This is a genomic window from Amycolatopsis sp. 2-15 (assembly GCF_030285625.1).
Classification (GTDB): domain Bacteria; phylum Actinomycetota; class Actinomycetes; order Mycobacteriales; family Pseudonocardiaceae; genus Amycolatopsis; species Amycolatopsis carbonis.
Genome location: NZ_CP127294.1, coordinates 8,469,124 through 8,489,044 on the forward strand (window position 1 = coordinate 8,469,124; position 19,921 = coordinate 8,489,044).

General features: G+C 71.2%; 15 protein-coding genes and 1 pseudogene. 4 read left to right on the plus strand and 12 right to left on the minus strand.

The annotated features are described in order from the left end of the window. Nucleotides 1-73: 73 nt before the first annotated feature. Nucleotides 74-760 (plus strand): EsaB/YukD family protein, encoded by a 687-nt coding sequence (locus tag QRX50_RS41895; RefSeq protein WP_285974692.1) that lies wholly within the window; start codon nt 74-76, stop codon nt 758-760. 217 nt (nt 761-977) lie between these two features. Here QRX50_RS41895 and QRX50_RS41900 read toward each other — a convergent pair. The 7 genes and pseudogenes from QRX50_RS41900 to QRX50_RS41925 form a co-directional block, all read right to left on the minus strand. Beyond that, nucleotides 978-1,703, minus strand: a pseudogene (locus QRX50_RS41900) (S8 family serine peptidase); the annotation flags it as partial. 184 nt (nt 1,704-1,887) lie between these two features. Further along, nucleotides 1,888-3,294, minus strand: a complete 1,407-nt coding sequence (locus QRX50_RS41905) for an L-fucose/L-arabinose isomerase family protein (RefSeq protein ID WP_285968623.1) — start codon at nt 3,292-3,294, stop codon at nt 1,888-1,890. Then, nucleotides 3,291-4,304: a substrate-binding domain-containing protein gene (locus QRX50_RS41910; RefSeq protein WP_285968624.1), complete on the minus strand. Its 1,014-nt coding sequence runs from the start codon at nt 4,302-4,304 to the stop codon at nt 3,291-3,293. The genes QRX50_RS41905 and QRX50_RS41910 overlap by 4 nt, the downstream gene beginning before the upstream one ends. A gap of 28 nt (nt 4,305-4,332) precedes the next feature. Next, a complete protein-coding gene (locus QRX50_RS41915) occupies nt 4,333-5,334 on the minus strand; it encodes an ABC transporter permease (RefSeq protein WP_285968625.1) in 1,002 nt (333 codons plus the stop codon). Then, a complete protein-coding gene (locus tag QRX50_RS50150) occupies nt 5,331-6,245 on the minus strand; it encodes an ATP-binding cassette domain-containing protein (RefSeq protein WP_353074055.1) in 915 nt (304 codons plus the stop codon). The genes QRX50_RS41915 and QRX50_RS50150 overlap by 4 nt, the downstream gene beginning before the upstream one ends. 50 nt (nt 6,246-6,295) lie before the next feature. Continuing rightward, complete coding sequence (locus QRX50_RS50155; RefSeq protein WP_353074056.1) at nt 6,296-6,874, minus strand: ATP-binding cassette domain-containing protein; 579 nt, start codon at nt 6,872-6,874, stop codon at nt 6,296-6,298. Between the two features lie 585 nt (nt 6,875-7,459). Continuing rightward, nucleotides 7,460-7,891, minus strand: a complete 432-nt coding sequence (locus QRX50_RS41925) for a hypothetical protein (protein ID WP_285968626.1) — start codon at nt 7,889-7,891, stop codon at nt 7,460-7,462. Nucleotides 7,892-8,151: 260 nt separating this feature from the next. On the opposite strand from QRX50_RS41925, the gene QRX50_RS41930 reads away from it, so the two are divergent. Then, nucleotides 8,152-13,623: an ATP-binding protein gene (locus tag QRX50_RS41930; protein WP_285968627.1), complete on the plus strand. Its 5,472-nt coding sequence runs from the start codon at nt 8,152-8,154 to the stop codon at nt 13,621-13,623. Nucleotides 13,624-14,069: 446 nt separating this feature from the next. Here the strand turns inward: QRX50_RS41930 and QRX50_RS41935 are convergent, their stop codons facing one another. The 3 genes from QRX50_RS41935 to QRX50_RS41945 form a co-directional block, all read right to left on the minus strand. Further along, nucleotides 14,070-15,164 (minus strand): iron-containing alcohol dehydrogenase family protein, encoded by a 1,095-nt coding sequence (locus QRX50_RS41935; protein WP_285968628.1) that lies wholly within the window; start codon nt 15,162-15,164, stop codon nt 14,070-14,072. A 39-nt stretch (nt 15,165-15,203) separates the two neighbouring features. Beyond that, nucleotides 15,204-15,338, minus strand: a complete 135-nt coding sequence (locus QRX50_RS41940; protein ID WP_285968629.1) for an aldehyde dehydrogenase family protein — start codon at nt 15,336-15,338, stop codon at nt 15,204-15,206. Nucleotides 15,339-15,431: 93 nt separating this feature from the next. Beyond that, nucleotides 15,432-16,541 carry a mandelate racemase/muconate lactonizing enzyme family protein gene (locus tag QRX50_RS41945; RefSeq protein ID WP_285968630.1) on the minus strand — a complete coding sequence of 370 codons (1,110 nt, stop codon included), beginning with the start codon at nt 16,539-16,541 and terminating at the stop codon, nt 15,432-15,434. Between the two features lie 220 nt (nt 16,542-16,761). Here QRX50_RS41945 and QRX50_RS41950 point away from each other — a divergent pair, with 220 nt between their 5' ends. Together QRX50_RS41950 and QRX50_RS41955 are read left to right on the plus strand one after the other, a co-directional pair. Continuing rightward, complete coding sequence (locus QRX50_RS41950; RefSeq protein WP_285968631.1) at nt 16,762-17,037, plus strand: helix-turn-helix domain-containing protein; 276 nt, start codon at nt 16,762-16,764, stop codon at nt 17,035-17,037. After that, nucleotides 17,016-17,519: an IclR family transcriptional regulator gene (locus tag QRX50_RS41955; RefSeq protein WP_285968632.1), complete on the plus strand. Its 504-nt coding sequence runs from the start codon at nt 17,016-17,018 to the stop codon at nt 17,517-17,519. The genes QRX50_RS41950 and QRX50_RS41955 overlap by 22 nt, the downstream gene beginning before the upstream one ends. Before the next feature lie 46 nt (nt 17,520-17,565). Here QRX50_RS41955 and QRX50_RS41960 read toward each other — a convergent pair whose 3' ends face one another. Together QRX50_RS41960 and QRX50_RS41965 are read right to left on the minus strand one after the other, a co-directional pair. Continuing rightward, the gene (locus QRX50_RS41960; RefSeq protein ID WP_285968633.1) at nt 17,566-18,534 is read right to left on the minus strand and encodes a PadR family transcriptional regulator; all 969 of its coding nucleotides are present in this window, start codon (nt 18,532-18,534) and stop codon (nt 17,566-17,568) included. Between the two features lie 166 nt (nt 18,535-18,700). Continuing rightward, a complete protein-coding gene (locus tag QRX50_RS41965; protein ID WP_434533382.1) occupies nt 18,701-19,912 on the minus strand; it encodes an MFS transporter in 1,212 nt (403 codons plus the stop codon). Nucleotides 19,913-19,921: the final 9 nt, after the last annotated feature.

The window sequence follows — 19,921 nt, forward strand, 5'->3', positions numbered from 1 at the left end:
CGCACGAGCCCGGGGAGGTCGGACGATGACCACAGGCCTGGTGAGGGTGACGATCGACGCGCCGGCCCGCCGCATGGAACTGGCGCTGCCGGACCGGTCGCCGATCGCGGAGCTGCTGCCCGGCCTGGTGCGCCGCACCGGCGACGCGCTCGCCGACGAGGGCGCGCAGGACGGTGGCTGGATGCTGCGCCGCCTCGACGGCAGCCCCGTCACGGAGGCGAGCGCCCTCGGCGCCCAGCGCGTGCGCGACGGTGAGGTGCTTCACCTTGTGCCGAGGGGCACAGACTGGCCGGAACTCGAGTACGACGACCTCGCGGCCACGGTCGCGGCCGGCGCCGCGCGCACCGGGCGGCTGTGGGCTCCCCGCCACCCGCGGGCGCTGGGCCTGGCGGGCGCCGGCGCGGCTGTGCTGCTGACGCTGGTCGCCGCGCTGCGCTCGGGCCCGCCGTGGGGCGCGGCCTCGTTGGCGGCCGACGGGGTCGCTGTGCTGGTGCTCGCGGCGGCCACGGTGCTATCGCGCGCGCTGGGTGATTCCGGTGCGGGCGCCGCGCTTGCGGCCGCACCCCAATGTGGCGTTGGGTGCGCTCAACGCACCGGCTCGGGCGGGGCCCGGTCGCGACGCGGGTCAGCGGTCCCCTGGTGGTGCTGCACGGCGGACCCGCCACCGCGAGCGCGAGCCGTGCCGCGACGGCCACCGCGAGCAGTACCAGCAGAGCGGCACCCATCGCCGCGACGATCACCAGCGAAGCCAACCCGTTGATCGACTGCGCCCAAGCAGCGCGGCTGAGCTGCGCGGCGTCCGGCTGTACTTTGTGGACAGTCGGCAGCCGGCGGGGTGGTGCGGTGGCCAGCTGGTCCGTCACGGCGTGGTAGGGGTTGACGAGGCCCGCGCCGTAGCCGGGGCCGTGGCCGCTGGGAGACGGGGTGGCCGTGGCGAGGATGCGGCGGGCCGTCTGGTCGGCGGTGAGGGTGGGCCAGGCGGCGCGGACGAGGGCGGCCGTCGCCGACACGAACGGCGCGGCGAAGCTCGTGCCCTGCCAGTAGTCGTGGCCGGCGGCGCGGGTGGCGGCCACGACGCCCCCACCGGGAGCGACGAGGTCGACTTGCGGGCCGGTCTGCGAGTCGGCCGGGCGCCGGCCGGTCTGGTCGACGGCGCCGAGCACGCCGTCGTAGGAGGCCGGGTAGGTGGGCTGGCCGGGGTGCTCGCCCTGCTGCATGTTGCCGACGGCGGCGACCACGAGCGCGTCCTTGGCGCGGGCGTAGGCGACGGCCGCGCGCAGGTCGGCGTTGTCGGTCCGCCCGGCGAGCGACAGGTTGATCACCTTGGCGCCCTGGTCGGCGGCGTAGCGCACCCCCTGCGCGAGGATGGCGAAGTCGATGCCCTCCAGCGTGCCGTCGGAGTTCGCGGCGCGCTCGGTGACGCGCACGGGCTGGATGCTCGCCCCGGGCGCCAGCCCGGCGAACCCGACACCCGGCACCGCGTCGGCGGCGATGATGCTCGCGACGGCCGTGCCGTGCGAGTCGCAGTCGAACGACCCCGGCAGCGAACCCACCAGACAGAAGTCCTCGCCCCACCGGACTTTGCCCGCGCGGCGCAGCTGCGGACGGTCGGAGTCCACCCCGGAGTCGACGACCGCCACCAGCACCCGGCGCCCGTGCTGTGCGGCCACACCGCCGCCGGGTCCAGCATCCGCTGCGCCCATGGCACCGCCGGCACGGTCGCGTGCGCCGCCTCGGGGCTCGCACACGCGCCCGCCGGCGGCACGGCCTCGGCCACCCCGGGCACGGTCGTCCGCACGAAACCCACGGCCAGCACCACACGCAGAAGTCTCACCGGGGCATGGTCGCTCCTGGCTCACGAAAGTGACGGCCACTGGCCGGAAGCGGTCAGCGCGTCCACTCCTCCACGCGCACCCCGAGCAGCTCCGCCGCCACGCGCAGTTCCCGCCGTCGATCGCCCGGGACGGCGTGGATGTGGTTGGCACCGAACCCCCGGAGGAACACCGTCGCCTCGACGTCGAGCCGGGTGAACGCGTGCGGCCATTCCGGTGTGGACCGAGCGGCCAACGCCGTGTTCGTGGCGTCGTCGTAGCATTCGAACTCGCCCATGACCAGCTGCAGCCGGTAAGCCCCGTCGAGCCGGGTCAGCCGCGCGAGGGTCATCCGCCCCGGCGCCGCGAAGTGCGCCACCGACGCCCCACCGGCGGGGAAGAAGAACACCGACGGATACAGGTGCACGCGGCCGAGGTTCTCCGCCGGGTCGCCGCTGCGGGCGGCGAACCACGTGGCGTGTTGTCCGGAATTGCACAAATCCCACACGTCACGATCGGGATGGTGGTGCCGGACATCCGCGAACAGCACCGGCGTGCCCGTGATGCGGTGCATCAGCTGCATCGTCAGCGCACCGTCCATATCGGACTCCGTGGCGGTGACGTGGACGGTCTTGGGCCCGTTCCAGTCGTACGGGTCGTTGAGCAACGCCTCCGCCACGTCCATCGTCGCGAAGTTCTCCGTCAGCTCGGGTTGCGACTTGATGCCGGAGAAGTCCAGGTGCCGCTCGGCCGCGAGCTCCCGCACGGCCAGGTACGCCCGGATCTGCCGCTCCAGCAACTCAGGCGTCAGCTTCGCCCCGTCATAGTGGACAGTCGCGAGCCGCTCCAGCCACTCGCGCCCACGCGCGGCCTCGGCGGCGTCGGCCTTCTCGGCGCGCAGCACGAGCTCGTACTGGTCGATCTCCTCGACGTCCACGCCGAACTGCCGCATCCACTGGTCCGTGTTGGCGACGGCGGTGTTCATTCCCATCGGCCGCCCGCCGAACCGCCCGAACGTCGAGCCGCGCAGCGACGCCACGGCGCCGGCCGCCCGCGCGTGCGCGCCGACGTCGTCGGCCAGCGCCGGGTCGTCCGGCGCGCCCCACAACCGAGTGTGGCGCCGGCCGATCTGGTCCAGGGCGCCTCCCGCGGCGAGCATCCCGACGAGCCCCGGTTCCGCCGGATCGGTGGACGCGACGAGCAGCAACGGTGTGGTCGTCGCGTCGGCCGCCAGCATCGTGAAGTGCGGGAAGCTCCAGACGCCGTAGTAGAACACTGTCACGTCCACCGAAGCCGCGGCGACGGACCGGGCGGCCGCGGTCGCCGTGGTGTTGGTGGCCACGAGCCCGCCGCTGATCACGTCGTGGCCGGCGGCCGTGAGGGCGGCGATAAAAGAGTCCACTTTGGACCGAATGAACCCGGTGTTGCGCCGGTGCACGTGATCGCGACCGTCGGAGATCGCGATGACCCCGATGCGTGTCATGAGCCTTGGTTGAGCTCGGCGTAGACCTGCGTGGCGTTGTCCTTGGTGATCAGCCGTGTCTGCAGGGTCTGCGCCTTCTGGACCTGCCCGCAGTCGACGAGCAGTTTCTTCGCCGCGGCAACGGCTTCCGCCCCGCCGGTCGGGTAGATGAACGTGGCCGACAGCCGCCCGGCCTCCACCGCCTTGATCCCGCCCTCCGGCACGGGGAGCCCGTCGATCCCGACGATCGGCAGCGTCGCCTTGCCCGCGTTCTGCGCCGCGAGCCGGGCGCCTTCGGCCATGGGGTCGTTCTCGGAGAAGATCGCCTGCGCGTCGGGATGGGCCTTGAGCAGCGCGTCGGCCTGCTGCTGACCCTTGTCGCGCAACCAATCGGCGTCGGCGGTCCCGACGATCGTGATGCCCGAGCCCGCGATGCCCTCGTCGAAGCCGTCGGCGCGTTCCTTCGCCGGCGTCGAACCCGCGAGGCCTTTCAGCTCCACGATCTTCCCGCCTTGGGGCAGGACGTGCTGCTTGAAGTACTGGCCGGCCTGGCGCCCGATGTCCACATTGTCCGCGCCGATGAACGACGTGTACGCGTCACCGTCCACTTTGCGGTCGAGCACCAGCACCGGAATGCCTTGGTCGTAGGCCTTCTTCACGACGCTGGTGAGCGGCGTCGCCTCGTTGGGACTGATGATGAGCAGGTCGATCTTCTGTGTGAGGAACGTGCTGACCTGCTCCACCTGCTTCGAGTTGTCCTGCGCGGCGTCGGCGAAGTTGACGGTGAACTGCGGGATCGACGCGGCCGCCTTGCGGATGTCGTCGTCCATCCGCACGCGGTAGGGCTCACCGAGATTCGCCTGGCTCATGCCGATGGTGAACTTCCCGCCCGGCCCCTTGCACGCCTGCGTGGCGGGTCCGGCGCCGGACGACGCCCCTGGCGCGTTCTCGTGCGTGGTGCCGCAGGCCGTGGCCACGAACGCGACCCCGGCGACCGCGAGCGCCAGCCCGCGGCGGGTGGTGATGGACATGTGAGCTCCCCTTCCCTGGCCAACGTCTCTACGGGCCGGCCTGCGCGCGGCCCGGACGCAGCCGTTGCAGCCCGGCGGCGAACACGATCACCACGCCGACCACGATCAGCTGAACGTTGGAGTCGATGTTGTTGAGCTGGAGGATGTTGTCGAGCACGCCGACGAGCAGTGCGCCCGCCACGGTGCCGAGCACGGTCCCGCGCCCACCCGAGAGGCTGGTGCCGCCGATGACCACGGCGGCGATCGCGTTGAGCTCGTAGCCGCTGCCGTCGTTGGGGCCGCCGAAGTTGAGCTGTCCCGCGTGGACGATGCCGGCCAGCGCGGCGAGCAGGCCGCAAATGCCGAACACGAGCACTTTCACACGCACCACAGGCACGCCGGACAGCCGCGCGGCCTTCTCGTTGCCGCCGATCGCGTAGATGTGCCGGGAGAACGCGCTCACCCGCAGCAGCACCATGGCGAGGGCGGCGACCACGACGAAGATGAGCGCGGGGATCGGGACGGTGCCGTTGAACGTCCGCTCCCCCAGCAGCGAGAACGGCACCGGCGCCTGGCCGGGGCCGTCGCCGTAGGTGATCGACACGCCTTCGCCGCCGGACCACATGCGGGCGAGGCCGCGGGCGATCTGCATGCCGGCGAGGGTGACGATGAACGACTGGATGCGGAACCGCGCGCTCGCGACTCCTTGTACCAGGCCGAAACCGAGGCCGAGCGCGAGGATCGCGAGCACGGCGGGCACGAGGGCCCAGTCGTTCGTGGTCAGCAGCTCGGCGACGCCGACGGACGCGAGGCCCAGCACGGAGCCCACGGACAGGTCGATGCCGCCGACGAGGATCACCAGCGTCATGCCGACGGCGAGGATGCCGATCTCGGAGATGGCGCGGACGACGTTGAGCAGGTTGTCCGCGCCGAGGAACACGAGTTCGCCGTCGTTCGAGGGCGAGAACACGATCGCGGCGGCGAACACCACGACGAGCCCGAAGACGCTCTGGAACCGGAACAGCGTGGCGAGCACCGTGCGGCCGGTCACCGGACGTCTCCCATCGAGGCGGCGAGCAGCTCGCCTTCGCCGGCGAGGGCGGTGTCGAGCTCGTGCACGGTCTTGCCGCCGCGCAGCACCACCACGCGGTCGCAGACTCCCACCAGCTCGGCGGGTTCGGACGACGCGAGGAGGATTCCCACCCCGGTTTGTGCGACTTCTCCCAGGATTCGGTAGATCTCGGCCTTCGCGCCGACGTCGACGCCTCGGGTTGGTTCGTCGAGTAACAGCAGCTGTGGTTTTGTGAGCAGAGCGCGTCCGAGAACCACCTTTTGCTGGTTGCCGCCGGACAACGCGCCGACCGGGTCGGCGAGTGTGCGAAGTTTGACACCGAGCTGTTCGGCCGAGGTTCGGGCGGTTTCGCGCTCTCGGCCGGCGGAGACGATGCCGAAGCGGGCCAATGCGTCGACGACGGAAAGGACGGTGTTGGCGAGGGTCGAGTGGTCCAGCGAGAGGCCGGAGATCCGGCGGTCCTCGGGGACGAACGCCACGCCGTTGCGAAGCGCGTCTCGCGGGGATTTCGGCCGGTATTCCTTGCCGTTGAGCCGGATTTGGCCGCCGGTGATGGTTCCTGGGGACGCGCCGTAGAGGGTTTCGAGGAGTTCGGTGCGGCCTGAGCCGAGCAGTCCGGCGACCCCGACGATCTCTCCGGCGCCGACCTTCAGGCTGACCCCCGCCGGTTCGCGGCGGCCGGCCTGCGGTGTGACTACGAGTTCGTCTACCACCAAAACGTGTTCGCCTTCGAACGGCTTGGTTTCGGTCGTGAACATCTGCTGCACCGGCCGGCCCACCATCGCTTCGGCTACCTGCGCCGCCGTCAGCTCGCGCGCGGCGAACTCGGCGACGACTTCGCCGTTGCGCAGCACTGTTGCCCGGTCCGCGACGCGTCCGATTTCTGCCATGCGGTGGGAGATGTACACCAGGGCCACACCGGCTGTGCGCAACTGGTCGATCACTGCGAACAATCGCTCGACTTCACGGGGGAAAGCGCCGAGGTCGGTTCGTCCATGATCAGGATCTGCGCGTTCAGCGACAGCGCTTTCGCGATGGTCACCAATTGTTGTTCGCCGGTGCGCAACCGCTCGACCGGAGCGGTGGCGTCGAGGTCCACACCGGATTGTTCGAGCAAGGCTTTTGTCGTGCGGACCATCCGCTTGCGGTCGAGCACCCCGTAGCGGGTGTGCGGCTCGCGGCCGAGGAACACGTTCTCCGCCACCGAAAGCGCCGGCACGAGGTCGAGCTCCTGGTGGATCATCGCGACGCCGGCCCGCTGCGCGTCGGCCGGGCGGGCGAACCGGGCCGGCACCCCGCCGATCCGGATCGCCCCCTCCTCGGCGGCCACCTCTCCGGAGAGAACCTTCATCAGGGTGGACTTGCCCGCCCCGTTCTCCCCGAGGAGCGCGTGCACCTCCCCCGCCCACACGGTGAAATCCACCGAACGAACTGCACGCACTCCGCCGTAGGTCTTGCTGACGCCGGCCAGCTCGACCAGCGCGACGCCGTCGTCGCCCATCCCCCTCGATCCCACCATTCGAGAAATCGATTACCAGCGAAGGTAAGGGGGCCGACGAGGTGTGTCAAGGGTCACTGGACAACCGGTCGAAAACGAGGGAAACCGGACCAGGTGGAGCGCGAATGTGCGGAAAGCCTCGGCCGAGCGGGGCAACCCGCTACTCCGCTCCGTCCACTGCCGGCCAGGTCGGCTGATCGCACGACAGCGAGTCCGGAGCTCATTCAACGCGCTGCGCTGGGACACAGATCGGCCAAGAAACGCAGCGTTACCCACGCGGCCTATAGCCCCGCCCGTGCGATCGGCCGGCTGAGTCGGCCAATCGCACCGCAGCGAAGTCCGCCGCTCAGTACAAGCGAGGCGGCCCCGCAGCCCACACGCCGCAATCCGAAGCCTAAGTCCGCAGCCGAGGTTCGAGGCCGCGGCAAATCTTCGACACTCGAAAACCCGAGGGCCCCAAGCCGCACCCCGGGCCCGTACCCGAGACCAAAGACCCGATACCCGAAGCCAGGACCGAAGCCTCAAGCCCTCAGCCCAAGACCGCCGCCGTCACCTCCGTCGAAGCGTGCCGGGCGGCACCCGTCAATCCTCCCTACCACCGCGAGATCAATCCCCTGCGCCACCCGGAAAATCCACCACCGCGGCCCGCTCCGACTCCCTCGCCAGCAGCCGCGTCCACACCGGACTCGTCGTGAAGTGGTTGTCGAAGTTCGCCCGCGTAGCCAGGACCTCCGCGGGGTCCGCCGCGCCGCGGCGGATGCGGTCGCCAAAGCGGAAGTAGCCGAAGCGGTTCTCGCCTGGCGCTTTGACGATCAGCACGTCGGCGCCGGACTCGGCCACGGTGCCCCATGCGTGCACCACGCCTGCGGGCACCAGCAGGTAGGCGCCGGCGGTCAGGACCACCACGTCCTGATTCATCCCGACCTCCTCAAAGCCCACAAGAAGGTAGTACTGCGTCAAACTATTCGGAGACAAACCACATCGAAGGTTGAACAGCGGGTGACGATCACGCACCGTCGGAGCGACAACCTCGGCCACGCTCCGCACTCTCGCGGTTTCCCCAGTGCGGGCGCCGTACGTTTACCGGGTGGTTTGTGGCAGACCTCGCGCGAAACGTGTCCACGGCGGTGTGGCCTGGGCAACTTTTTGGCGGGTTCCCACAATGCAACGGCTCCGGCATGCGCCATGCACGACATTGGTGTACCCGCCGGTAAGGGAGCAGGGTGTAAGCGAAGACAGGCGACGCTCCGGATACGGACGTCGCCTGCTGCGCGTGGGTACTTGGGAGGCTCAGTCCGGTGTTCAGTCGTGTCGCCATCGTGAACCGCGGGGAAGCCGCTATGCGGTTGATCCACGCTGTCCGAGATCTTTCCGCGGAGACCGGTGCCCGGATCGAGACGGTCGCCCTCTACACGGACGCGGACCGGTCCGCGACGTTCGTGCGGGAGGCCGACGTGGCCTACTCGCTGGGGCCGGCCTCGGCGCGCCCGTACCTCGATCTGGACAAGCTGGAGAAGGCGCTGGTCGAGACGAAGGCCGACGCCGCATGGGTCGGCTGGGGCTTCGTCGCCGAGGACCCGGCGTTCGCCCAGCTGTGCGAGAAGGTGGGGGTCACCTTCATCGGGCCGAGCGCGGAGGCCATGCGCCAGCTCGGTGACAAGATCGGCGCGAAGCTGATCGCCGAAGAGGTCGGCGTCCCCGTGGCGCCGTGGAGCCGCGGCGAGGTGGCCACGCTCGAAGACGCGCTGGCGGCCGGCGACAAGATCGGCTACCCGCTCATGCTCAAGGCGACCGCGGGCGGCGGCGGGCGCGGTATCCGCAAGGTGTCCTCGGCCGACGAGCTCACCGACGCCTACGAGCGCACCAGCCAGGAAGCGCTGCGCGCGTTCGGCAGCGGCATCGTCTTCCTGGAGCGCCTGGTCACGGGCGCCCGTCACGTCGAGGTCCAGGTGATCTCCGACGGCGAGACCGCATGGGCGCTGGGCGTGCGCGACTGCTCGGTGCAGCGGCGCAACCAGAAGATCATCGAGGAGTCCGCGTCGCCGGTCCTCGCGCCGGAGCAGACGGCCGAGCTGAAGTCCTCGGCCGAGCGGCTCGCGGTCAAGGTCGGCTACCGCGGCGCGTGCACCGTCGAATTCCTCTACCACCCGGGCGAGAAGCTGTTCGCCTTCCTCGAGGTGAACACCCGGCTGCAGGTGGAACACCCGATCACCGAGATCACCACCGGTACGGACCTCGTGCAGTTGCAGCTGCACGTCGCGGCGGGCGGCAAGCTCGAGGGCGAGCAGCCCGCCGAGCTCGGCCACGCCGTGGAGGCGCGGCTCAACGCCGAGGACCCCGACCGCGACTTCGCCCCGTCGCCCGGCCACATCGCGCGGCTGCTGCTGCCGGCCGGCCCCGGCATCCGCGTCGACACCGGCGTGAGCGAAGGCGACACGATCCCCGCCGACTTCGACTCGATGATCGCGAAGATCATCGCCTACGGCCGGGACCGCGACCAGGCGCTCGCCCGCCTGCGCCGCGCGATGTCCGAGACCACCGTGATCATCGAGGGCGGCGCCACCAACAAGAGCTTCGTGCTCGACCTGCTCGACCAGCCCGAGGTGATCGACGCCAGCGCCGACACCGGCTGGATCGACCGCGTCCGCGGCGAGGGCCGCCTGGTCACCAGCAAGCACTCCGCGATCGCGCTCGCCGCCGCGGCCATCGAGGCCTACGAGGACGAGGAAGAGATCGCCCGCGTCCGGCTCCTGTCGACCGCGCACGGCGGCCGTCCGCAGGTGCAGTTCGAGAGCGGCCGCCCGCTCGACCTGAAGCTGCGCGGCGTCGCATACCGGGTGAGCGTCGCGCGCATCGGGCCGAAGCGTTTCCGCGTCGGCATCAGCGGCGGCGGCGACGTGCACCCGGCCGACGTCGAGATCGAGCGCTTCGACTCCCACAGCGGCCAGATCACCGTGAACGGCACGCGGTTCCGCCTCGTCGCCGCCACCCACGGCCCGATCCACCTGGTCGAGGTCGACGGCATCACCCACCGCGTGAGCCGCGACGAGGGCGGTGTCGTCCGCTCCCCCGCGCCCGCGCTGGTGGTCGCGACCCCGCTGTCCGTCGGCGACGAGGTCGACGGAGGCGCGCCGATCCTCGTGCTGGAGAGCATGAAGATGGAGACGGTGCTGCGCGCACCGTTCCGCGCTCGGGTGCGAGAGCTGCCCGTGTCGATCGGCAGCCAGGTCGAGACCGGCGCCGCGCTGATGCGCCTCGAGCCGCTGGCCGACGACGATGACGCGGCGGAAGCCGCCGACGTCGCCGAGACCGTCGAGATCGAGCTGCCCGCCGAGCCCACGGCCGCCTCCGCCGCCGACCGCGCGGCGCGCGGGCTGCAGGATCTGCGCGGCCTGCTGCTCGGGTTCGACGTCGACCCGCACGACCAGCGCCGCACGCTCGCCGGCTACCTCGCCGCGCGCGCCGAGCAGGGTGCTTCCCGGCCGCTGGCGGGCGAGGTGGAGCTGCTGGGCGTGTTCGCCGACCTGTCGGAGCTCACGCGCAACAAGCCGGCCGGCGAAGACGCCAGCCCGGCGAGCCCGGTGCACAGCGCCCGCGAGTACTTCCACACCTACCTGCAGAGCCTCGACGTGGAGCGCGCCGGGCTGCCCGAGACGTTCCAGGCCCGCCTGCGCCGCGTCCTCGGCCACTACGGCGTGGCCGACCTGGAGCGCACGCCGGAGCTGGAGGAGGCGGTCTTCCGCATCTTCCTTGCGCAGCAACGGTCTTCGTCGGACGTCGCGATCGTCACGGCGCTGCTGCGGCAGTGGCTCACGGAGGCACCGCCCACCGGCGACCTGCGCGAGGAGGCCGGCCTGGCGCTGGAGCACCTCGTCGCCGCCACGCAGGTGCGCCACCCGGCCGTGAGCGACTTCGCGCGCGGTGTGGTGTTCCGCTGGTTCGCCCAGCCGCTGCTGCGCCGCGCCCGCGCGGAGGTCTACGCCGAGGTCCGCCAGAGCCTGAAGTACCTCGACCGCAACCCGGACGCGGCTGACCGCGCGGAGCTCATCGCCGGCATGGTGTCGAGCTCGGAGCCGCTGGTGCGGCTGCTCGGTCAGCGCATCGACCGGCCCGGCACGGATCCCGCGCCGCTGCTGGAAGTTCTCACCCGGCGTTACTACGGCAACAAGAGCCTGTCCGAAATCGAACGGCGCGAGGTCGCCGAGTGTGTGTTCGTCACCGCGGAGCACGCCGAGCCCGCGCGGGTGGTCACCACGGCCGTCGACTTCACGCGGCTGCCCGCCGCCGTCCGCGCCGCGGGTGAGCTGGCGAGCGACGCCGGCACCTACGCCGTGGCCGACATCTACGTGACGTGGGCCGACCAGCCCGACTCCGACACGATGGCCACGAGCCTCGGCGAGGTCCTCGCCGCGCAGCCGCTGCCGGACGCGATCACGCGCATCACCACCACCGTCGCCGGGGGCGGCGGGGCCGTGATGCACCACCACTTCACGTTCCGCCGCGGTGCCGACGGCTTCGCGGAGGACCGGCTGATCCGCGGCCTGCACCCGCGCGTCGCCGAGCGCATGCAGCTGGAGCGGCTGCAGGAGTTCGACCTCACGCGCCTGCCTTCGGCGGACGAAGAGGTGTACCTGTTCAAGTGCGTCGCGCAGGCCAACCCGGCCGACGAGCGCCTGGTCGCGATGGCGCAGGTGCGTGACCTGACGCCGCTGCGCGAGGCCGACGGCCGGCTCGTGTCGCTGCCCGCGGCCGAGGACACGCTGGCCGCGTGCCTCGACGCGATCCGCAACGTGCAGGCGCAGCGCCCGGCCCGGAAACGCTTCGACACCAACCGGATCGTCGTCTACGTGTGGCCGCCGAGCGACCTCACGATGGACGAGCTGAACCTGCTCGCCCGGCGCGTGCTGCCGTCGACGGCGGGCGCGGGCGTGGAGGAGATCCAGTTCCTGGCGCGGCGGCGCAAGCCGGAGACGGGTGAGCTGACCGAGCTGGCCGTGACGATCCGCAACGAGGCCGGCTCCGGCGTGCGCCTGTCCGTCGGCGAGCCGTCGCAGGACCCGGTGCAGCCGTTGGACGACTACCGCCAGAAGGTGCTGCGCGCGGCGCGGCGCGACACCGTGTACCCGTACGAGCTCACCAACCTGCTCGCCGGCGGCGGCACGTTCACCGAGCACGACCTCGACGACTCCGGCGCCCTCGTGCCGGTCGAGCGGCCGAAGGGGCGCAACAAGGCCGGGATCGTCGCGGGGGTCGTCTCCACGCCGACCGAGCGGGTGCCTGAGGGCGTCACGCGGGTGGTGCTGCTGGGCGACCCGACGAAGTCCCTCGGCGCGCTCGCGGAGCCGGAGTGCGCGCGGGTGATCGGCGCGCTCGATCTGGCCGAGCGGATGCGGGTTCCCGTCGAGTGGTTCGCGCTGTCGTCCGGCGCCAAGATCTCCATGGACTCCGGCGTGGAGAACATGGACTGGATCGCGGCGGCGCTCAAGCGGATCGTCGAGTTCACGCAGGACGGCGGCGAGATCAACATCGTCGTCTCCGGCATCACCGTCGGCGGCCAGCCGTACTGGAACGCCGAAGCCACAATGCTCATGCACACCAAGGGAATCCTCGTCATGACGCCGGATTCCGCGATGGTGCTCACGGGCAAGCAGTCGCTCGACTTCTCCGGTGGCGTGTCGGCCGAGGACAACTTCGGCATCGGCGGCTACGACCGCGTGATGGGCCCCAACGGCCAGGCGCAGTACTGGGCGCCGAACCTGGCGGGCGCGCGCGACGTGCTGATGTCCCACTACGACCACACCTACGTCGTGCCGGGCGAACCCGGCCCGCGCACCGCGGCGACGTCGGACCCGGTCAGCCGTGACATGTCGGACTTCCCGCACGCGATCGTCGGCAGCGACTTCACCACGGTGGGCCAGATCTTCTCGGCCGAGCACAACCCGGACCGGAAGAAGCCGTTCGACATCCGCACGGTGATGCGCGCCCTGTCCGACCAGGACCACCCGGTGCTGGAGCGCTGGGCCGGCATGGCCGACGCGGACACGGCGGCCGTGCAGGACGTGCACATCGGCGGGCACCCCGTGTGCCTGCTCGGCATCGAGTCGCGCTCGGTGCCGCGCCGAGGCTTCCCGCCCACCGACGGCCCGGACACCTACACCGCGGGCACGCTGTTCCCGCGTTCGTCCAAAAAGGTCGCCCGCGCGATCAACTCGGCCAGCGGCAACCGTCCGCTGGTGGTGCTGGCGAACCTGTCGGGCTTCGACGGCTCCCCGGAGTCCATGCGCAAGCTCCAGCTGGAGTACGGCGCCGAGATCGGCCGCGCGATCGTCAACTTCGACGGCCCGATCGTGTTCACCGTGATCTCCCGCTACCACGGCGGGGCGTTCGTGGTGTTCTCCAAGGCCCTCAACCCGAACATGACGGTGCTCGCGCTGGAGGGCTCGTTCGCCTCGGTGCTGGGCGGGGCGCCGGCCGCCGCGGTCGTGTTCTCGGGCGAGGTCAACACGCGCACGGCGAACGACCCGCGGGTCTCCTCACTGCAGGCGCGTCTGGGCGAGCTCAGCGGCGCCGAGCGCGCGGCCTGCGCGGCCGAACTGGCGGAGGTGCAGTCGTCCGTGCGCGCCGAGAAGCTGGGCGAGGTGGCCGCCGAGTTCGACCGCGTGCACAGCATCCAGCGCGCCGTGGAGGTCGGCTCGGTTGATGCGATCGTCAGCGTCGCGGACCTGCGGCCGCGGATCGTGGAGGCGATTGAGCACGGGTTGAAGCGCTGAGGTCGGTGTCGGGAAACGCCGGACTCCTGCTGGGGTCCGGCGTTTGTCTTTGTCCTCCGCAGACCGGTGAATCGGACTAGCAGTTCGGCGGTCGGCCTTGTCCTCAGTAGACAGAGTTGGCTCGACTGGGACGCGAAGGCACGCAGGCGTTTTGGTCGAGGACCCGGCCGCGCACACGTAGGCCGCGCCTCGGCGGAGGACAAGGACGGCTGAGGCCCCAAGCTGTCGGGCTGATACGCCCGGCGCCCCGCGCGAGGATTGCCTTGGCGACGTGCGCCCCGAACTCATCGAGGCGCGGTGCCTCGCGTGCGCGGCCAGGCCTCGACTGCGCGGGCGCGTGCCTTCGCGCCTCAGCGGTGCCGCGCTCGGCTACTGAGGACAAAGCCGGCTGAGATCTCCGGGCTGCCGATGCGATTCGCCCGGCAGCTCGGCGGTCGGCCTTGTCCTCAGTAGACGGACGCGAGCAGCTCCTCGACCTCGGCCTGTCGCGGCGCGCGGGGAGCGTTCTTCGTCACCACGTCCGCCAGGGCGGCCGTGGCCAGGGCGGGCAGGTCGGCGCGCGTGAGGCCGAAGGTGCGGAGCGGGCGTTTGAGGTCGACGGCCGTGGAGATCGCGCGGACGGCGTCGATGGCGGCGGGGGCGCGGAGGGAGTCGGCGACCTGCGCGTAGGCGGCGGCCGCGAAGGGGGCCGTGTAGGTCATGACCTCCTCAAGGACCGCGGCCAGCGCGACGCCGTGCGGGATGCCGGTGCGGGCGGTGATGGCGTGGCCGAGGCCGTGGACCAGGCCGAGGCCCGAGCGGGTCAGGGCTTGGCCCGCGAGGTGCGCACCGAGCATGAGCTGGGAGCGAGCCTCCAGGTTGGCACCGTCGCGGTAGGCGATCGGGAGCCAGGCGCCGACGAGGGTGACGGCGCGGGCGGCGTCGGCCCGCGACGTGGCGTCGGCGCCGAGGGAGGCGAGGGATTCGACGCCGTGGACGAGGGCGTCGAGGCCGGTGGCGGCGGTGATCGGGGCGGGGAGGCCGAGTGTGAGCTCCGGGTCGAGCACGGCGATGCGCGGGCGGACCGAGTCGTGTCCGATGTAGACTTTCTGGCACAAGCGGGTGTCTTCCACCACGCCGAAACCGTTGGTCTCCGCGCCGGTCCCTGACGTCGTGGGCACGGCGACGATCGGCAGCCCGTCCGAAGCGGACCACAGGGTGTCCGCGTCGGCGGCGAGCGAGCCGGGGTTGCCGGCCAGCAGCGAGATACCCTTGGCCGCGTCCAGAGCGGACCCGCCGCCGAGGGCGATCACGACGGGCGCCCCATTCTCACGCAGGCGGGCGGCGCCGCGGTCGAGCTCGGTCGTCGCGGGGTTGGGGCCGATGTCCTCGTGCATGACGCAGGCCACGCCGGCCGCGGCGAAGATCTTCTCCACGCGCCCGACGATGCCCGTCGCCCGCAGGCCGCGGTCGGTCACCACGAAGACCCGCGACCCGCCCAGCTCTGCGGCGAACTCCGGCAGCCGTTCGACGAAGCCGGGCCCGAACTCGGTCCGCACCACGCGTGCCCCTTTCCCGGGAGAGGTGGACAAGTCGACAACTCAGGTGAGGTCGAGCCAGGTGATCTTCAGCGCGGTGTACGCGTCGAGCGCGTGCAGCGACTTGTCGCGCCCCACACCGGCCGCCTTGAACCCGCCGAACGGGGTGATGACGTCGCTCGCGTCGAACGTGTTCACCCACACCGTGCCGGCGCGAAGCGACGCGGTGGGCCGTGGCGACGTCGCGCGTCCAGACGGAGGCGACAGCCGCGGCCGGCCAGCCTTCGTGGGTCAGATCCGCCACCGGTCCACCGCCTCCTCGTCGAGTTCGACGCCGAGCCCGGGCCGCTGTGGCACGGCGAGCTCGCCGCCCGGGGTGATCGTCAGGGGTTCGGCCAGCATGAAGTCGCGTCGTTCCGGAGTCCAGCCCGGCGGGTCGTACGGGAACTCCAGATACGGGCCGGCGCCGACGCCCGCGGCCAGCGCGAGATTCGCGAGCAGGCCGATGCCGTTGGTCCAGCTGTGCGGGGTGAACGCGCGGTGTTTCAGCTGCGCCACCTCGGCGAGGGTGCGGGCGCGGTGCATTCCCACCGCGAGCACGGCGTCCATTTGGTAGACATCGAGCACGTCTTGTTCGAGATAGCACAGCAGGTCGGGCACGGAGTGGTGCATTTCTCCCGCGGCGATGCGAACTCCGGGGTTTTCCGAACGCAGCGTGCGAAAACCTTCGACATCGGCGTAGGGCAAGGGTTCCTCGACCCAGAACACGTCGAGCTCGGCCAACCGGCGCACGAGCCGGCGGGTCGCGGCGAGGTCGGTGGCGGGCGCGGTGTCCCCGGCCATGCGCCACGACTGGTTGAGATCCACCATGATGTGAAAATTCGAACCGAGAGCATCACGCACGGCTGCGACGGTCACGACACCTTCGTCGGCGCGGTCGCGGTCGATGCGGATCTTGAGCGCGCGGAAGCCTGCTTCACGGGCCTGCTGCGCTGCCTCGACGCGTTCGGCCGGCGGCTTGAGCTCCGCCGAGGACGCGTAGACCGGCAGCGACCGCGCGGAGTTCCCGAAGAGCGTGGCGACGGGGAGGCCCGCGACCTGGCCGATGATGTCCCAGAGGGCGGCTTCGAGCGGCCAGTAGCGGCCGCCGTGGAAGTTGGCCGTTTCGATGGCCTTGACGTGGCGGACGATGTCGAGCGGATCGGTGCCGACGAACAGGTGCGCCACGGCCTCGAACCCGGCCATCGTGTCACCGGAGCCGATGCCGGTGACGCCTTCGTCGGTGTGGACGCGCACGATCGTGGCGTCGAAGTGCCGCCGCGGCTCGGGGTCCCACGCCGCTCGCAGCGGGGGATCGAGCGGCAGGCGCAGGTGGTCGAGGGTGATCGCGGTGATCTTCATCGGCTTCGACGCTACGAGCGCGCCGGGCAGGCCGACAAGAGCCCGCGGGACATCGCAACGTGTGTTGCGCTCAGACCAACTCGGCTCAAGGTTCGGTCATGACGCTGTCCGGGCACGGCCTGCGCCGCGACCTGCTCGAGGCCTCGCGTCCGCCGAAGCCCAGCGCGCAAGGCATCGCCACGCGTGTTGCGCTCAGGCCAACTCGGCTTAAGGTTCGCTCATGACGGTGTCCGGGCACGGGCTGCGTCGCGACCTCGACCTGCTCGAGGCCCTGGCGTCTACCGAGGCCCAGCGCGCGGGCGGCCTCGGCGTGGTGCGGCTGGCGGAGGTGACCGGGCGCGAGAAGAGCCAGGTCTCGCGGGCGCTCAAGGCGCTGGCGCTGGAGGGCGTGGTCGAGCGCGATCCCGACACCCTCCGCTACTGCATGGGCCGGCGCCTCTTTCGCTGGTCGCGCGCAGTGCCGAGGACCGGCTGGTGCGGGCCGCGGAGCCGGTGATGCACTCGCTGTCGGCGGACCTCGAGGAGACGAGCCACCTGTGCGTGCTGCGCGACCGCGAGGTGCTGACGCTGCTTTCGGTGTCGGGGCACTCGTTCCGCGTCCACGAATGGGAGGGCCGCGGCGTCCCGGCCGACCGCACCTCCGCCGGGCGCGTGCTGCTATTCGACGCGACGCCCGACGAGCTCTACGTGCGCTTCCCGGGCCACCCGGCACTGCCGGCGTTGTGGACCACGATCCGGGCCGCCCGCGACGAGGGGTTTGCCCGGGTGGCGGAGGAGTTCGAGGCCGGGCTGTCCGGCGTGTCGGCTCCGGTGCGGGACTTCCGGGGGCGCGTGGTGGCGGCGTTGAACATCTCGGCGCCGCACGCGCGGATCGGTTCGCGGCTGGCGGAGGCCGGGACCCGGACGGTGACGGCGGCGGATGTGGTTTCGGCGCATCTGGGGTGGGAGCCGGAGCCACCGCCCGGGCGGATGACCTGACGGGCGCCGAGTCCACTGTGGACTCGGCGCCCTTTCCTGTGGCCGGTCAGTCTTCGGGGTAGTCCTGGTCTTCGGCGAGGAGGGCGTAGAGGCGGCGGCGGGCGTCGGCCAGGATTTTGCCCATGGCGGTCACCTGGGCGTCCGTGCCGGCGTAGGCGACTTGACCCGCGGCTGACGAGAGGTCGCCGAGTTGCCGGTGCAGGGCGGCGAAGCGGTCGGAGTCCGGGCCGCCGTCGGAGGTGTGGGACTCCCAGAGGGCCGCGAACTCGTCTTCTCGCCCGGCGATGTGCTCGCGGCCCGCGTCGGTGAGCTGGGCGACGCGGCGGCCACCGTTTTCGACGGTGCGCACGAGGCCCTCGTCCTCCAGTTGCTGCAGGATCGGGTAGATCGAGCCGGGACTGGGGCGCCACTCCTCGTCGGTGCGGCGCCGAATCTCCTGCATGATCTGGTAGCCGTGCATCGGGCTCTCGGCGAGCAGGGCGAGCACCGCGGGGCGGACGGGACGCACCGGGCCACGGGCGTTTCGGCCCCACTGTCCGCGGCCGCGAGGCCAGCCGCGTGGACCGCCCGGGCCACCGGGGAAGCCACCGAACTCCGGGAAGCCGGGGAAACCCGGGCCGGGCGGCACCGGCGGCGGTGGCGGTGGCGGGAACCCGCCCGGGCCGCGGGCGGCGTCGGGGGCGAAACCGAACGGCTCTGGCGGGGCGCCGAAATGGCCCGGGCCGTGGTGGTCACCGGGGCCGCCGGGCCAGTGGCCGGGTCCCCGGTGCTCACCCGGATCGCCGGACCACGAACCGTGACCAGGGCCGTGATCCCGCATGAGGTGCTCACCCGGATCGCCGGACCACGGGTGGTGGTGACGCGGGTCGTGGTGTTCGAAACCGAAGGGCTCGCCGCGGGCCGGGCCACCGTGGTGGCGGTGGTGGTGGGAACCGAAGCCGCCCTCCTGGTCGCCGAAGCGCTCGGGACCGCCGAAGCCGCGGAACAGGTGGTTGTTGCCTGCCGTCTCGCTCATGAGTGTCTCCTCGGGTTGCTCTATCGCCGACATGACGACGATATATCGTCGATCTACCGACGGCAACCCTCGCAGGTCAACCACCATTTCCGTATCGCAAGCCCGTCAACTCAGCCACCTGGCCGACGAGCCGGACGGGCTCGCCGGCCGGGCCGGGACCCGGGGACTACTGCGCGCCCGAGCTCGCCGCCGGTGCGGTGGTTGCCGCCTCGCTGCCGAAGCGGATGGACTTGGCTTCCTTGCCCACGGCGGTCAGGACGGCGACGCAGACCAGCGCCGGAATGACTGTCCACAAGAGAGCGGCCGAGTAGCCCTGCGACTGCGCGATGGCTTCCTGGATCGGTAGGTTCAGCGCGGCCAGCAGGTTGCCCAGCTGGTAGGTGACGCCGGGGTAGAAGCCGCGGATCGCGTCGGGGGACATTTCGGTGAGGTGGGCCGGGATGACGCCCCACGCGCCCTGCACCATGATCTGCATGAGGAACGACCCGAGCGCCAGCATGCCGGCGCCGTGGTCGAACGCGAAGATCGGGATGATCGGCAGGCCCAGCACGGCGGCGCTGACGATGGTCACGCGCCGCCCGAAGCGTTCGGACAGCGCGCCGAACGTGAGACCGCCGATGATCGCGCCGATGTTGTAGATCACGGCGATCCACGTGCTCGTCGACGCGCTCAGGCCGGCGCCGCCGTGTTCGGTGGATTTGAGGAACGTCGGGTAGACGTCCTGCGTGCCGTGACTGAGCCAGTTGAACGCCGTCATCAGCACGATCAGGTACACAAAACGGCGGATGACCTTCGCGTTGAGCAGGACGTCCTTGACCGACGTGCGCGTGACCCGCATCTTCTCCTGCGCGGCCTCCCACACCTCGGATTCCTTGACGCGCGAGCGGATCAGCAGGCTGATGAGCGCCGGGAACACGCTCAGCACGAAAATCCAGCGCCAGTCCAGGTCGAGCGCGGTGTGGAACAGCAGGTACGCCAGCGCGGCCACCAGGTAGCCGCTCGAGTAGCCGGCCTGCAGCACCCCCGAGAAGAACCCACGACGCTGCACCGGAATCTTCTCCATGGCCAGCGCGGCGCCCAGGCCCCACTCGCCGCCCATGCCGATGCCATAGATGAACCGCAGGATCAGCAACACGGTGAAGTTCGGCGCCACCGCGCAGAGCACGCCGGCGACGGAGTACAGCAGCACGTCCACCATCAACGGGAGCCGTCGGCCGACGCGGTCCGCCCACAGCCCGAACACCAGTGCGCCCACGGGCCGCATCACGAGCGTCGCCGTGGTGATGAACGCGAGCTGCGTCGCGGTCGCGCCGAAGGACTTGTCCTTGGCGATGTCCGCCAGGATGAACACGACGAGGAAGTAGTCGAACGCGTCCATGGTCCACCC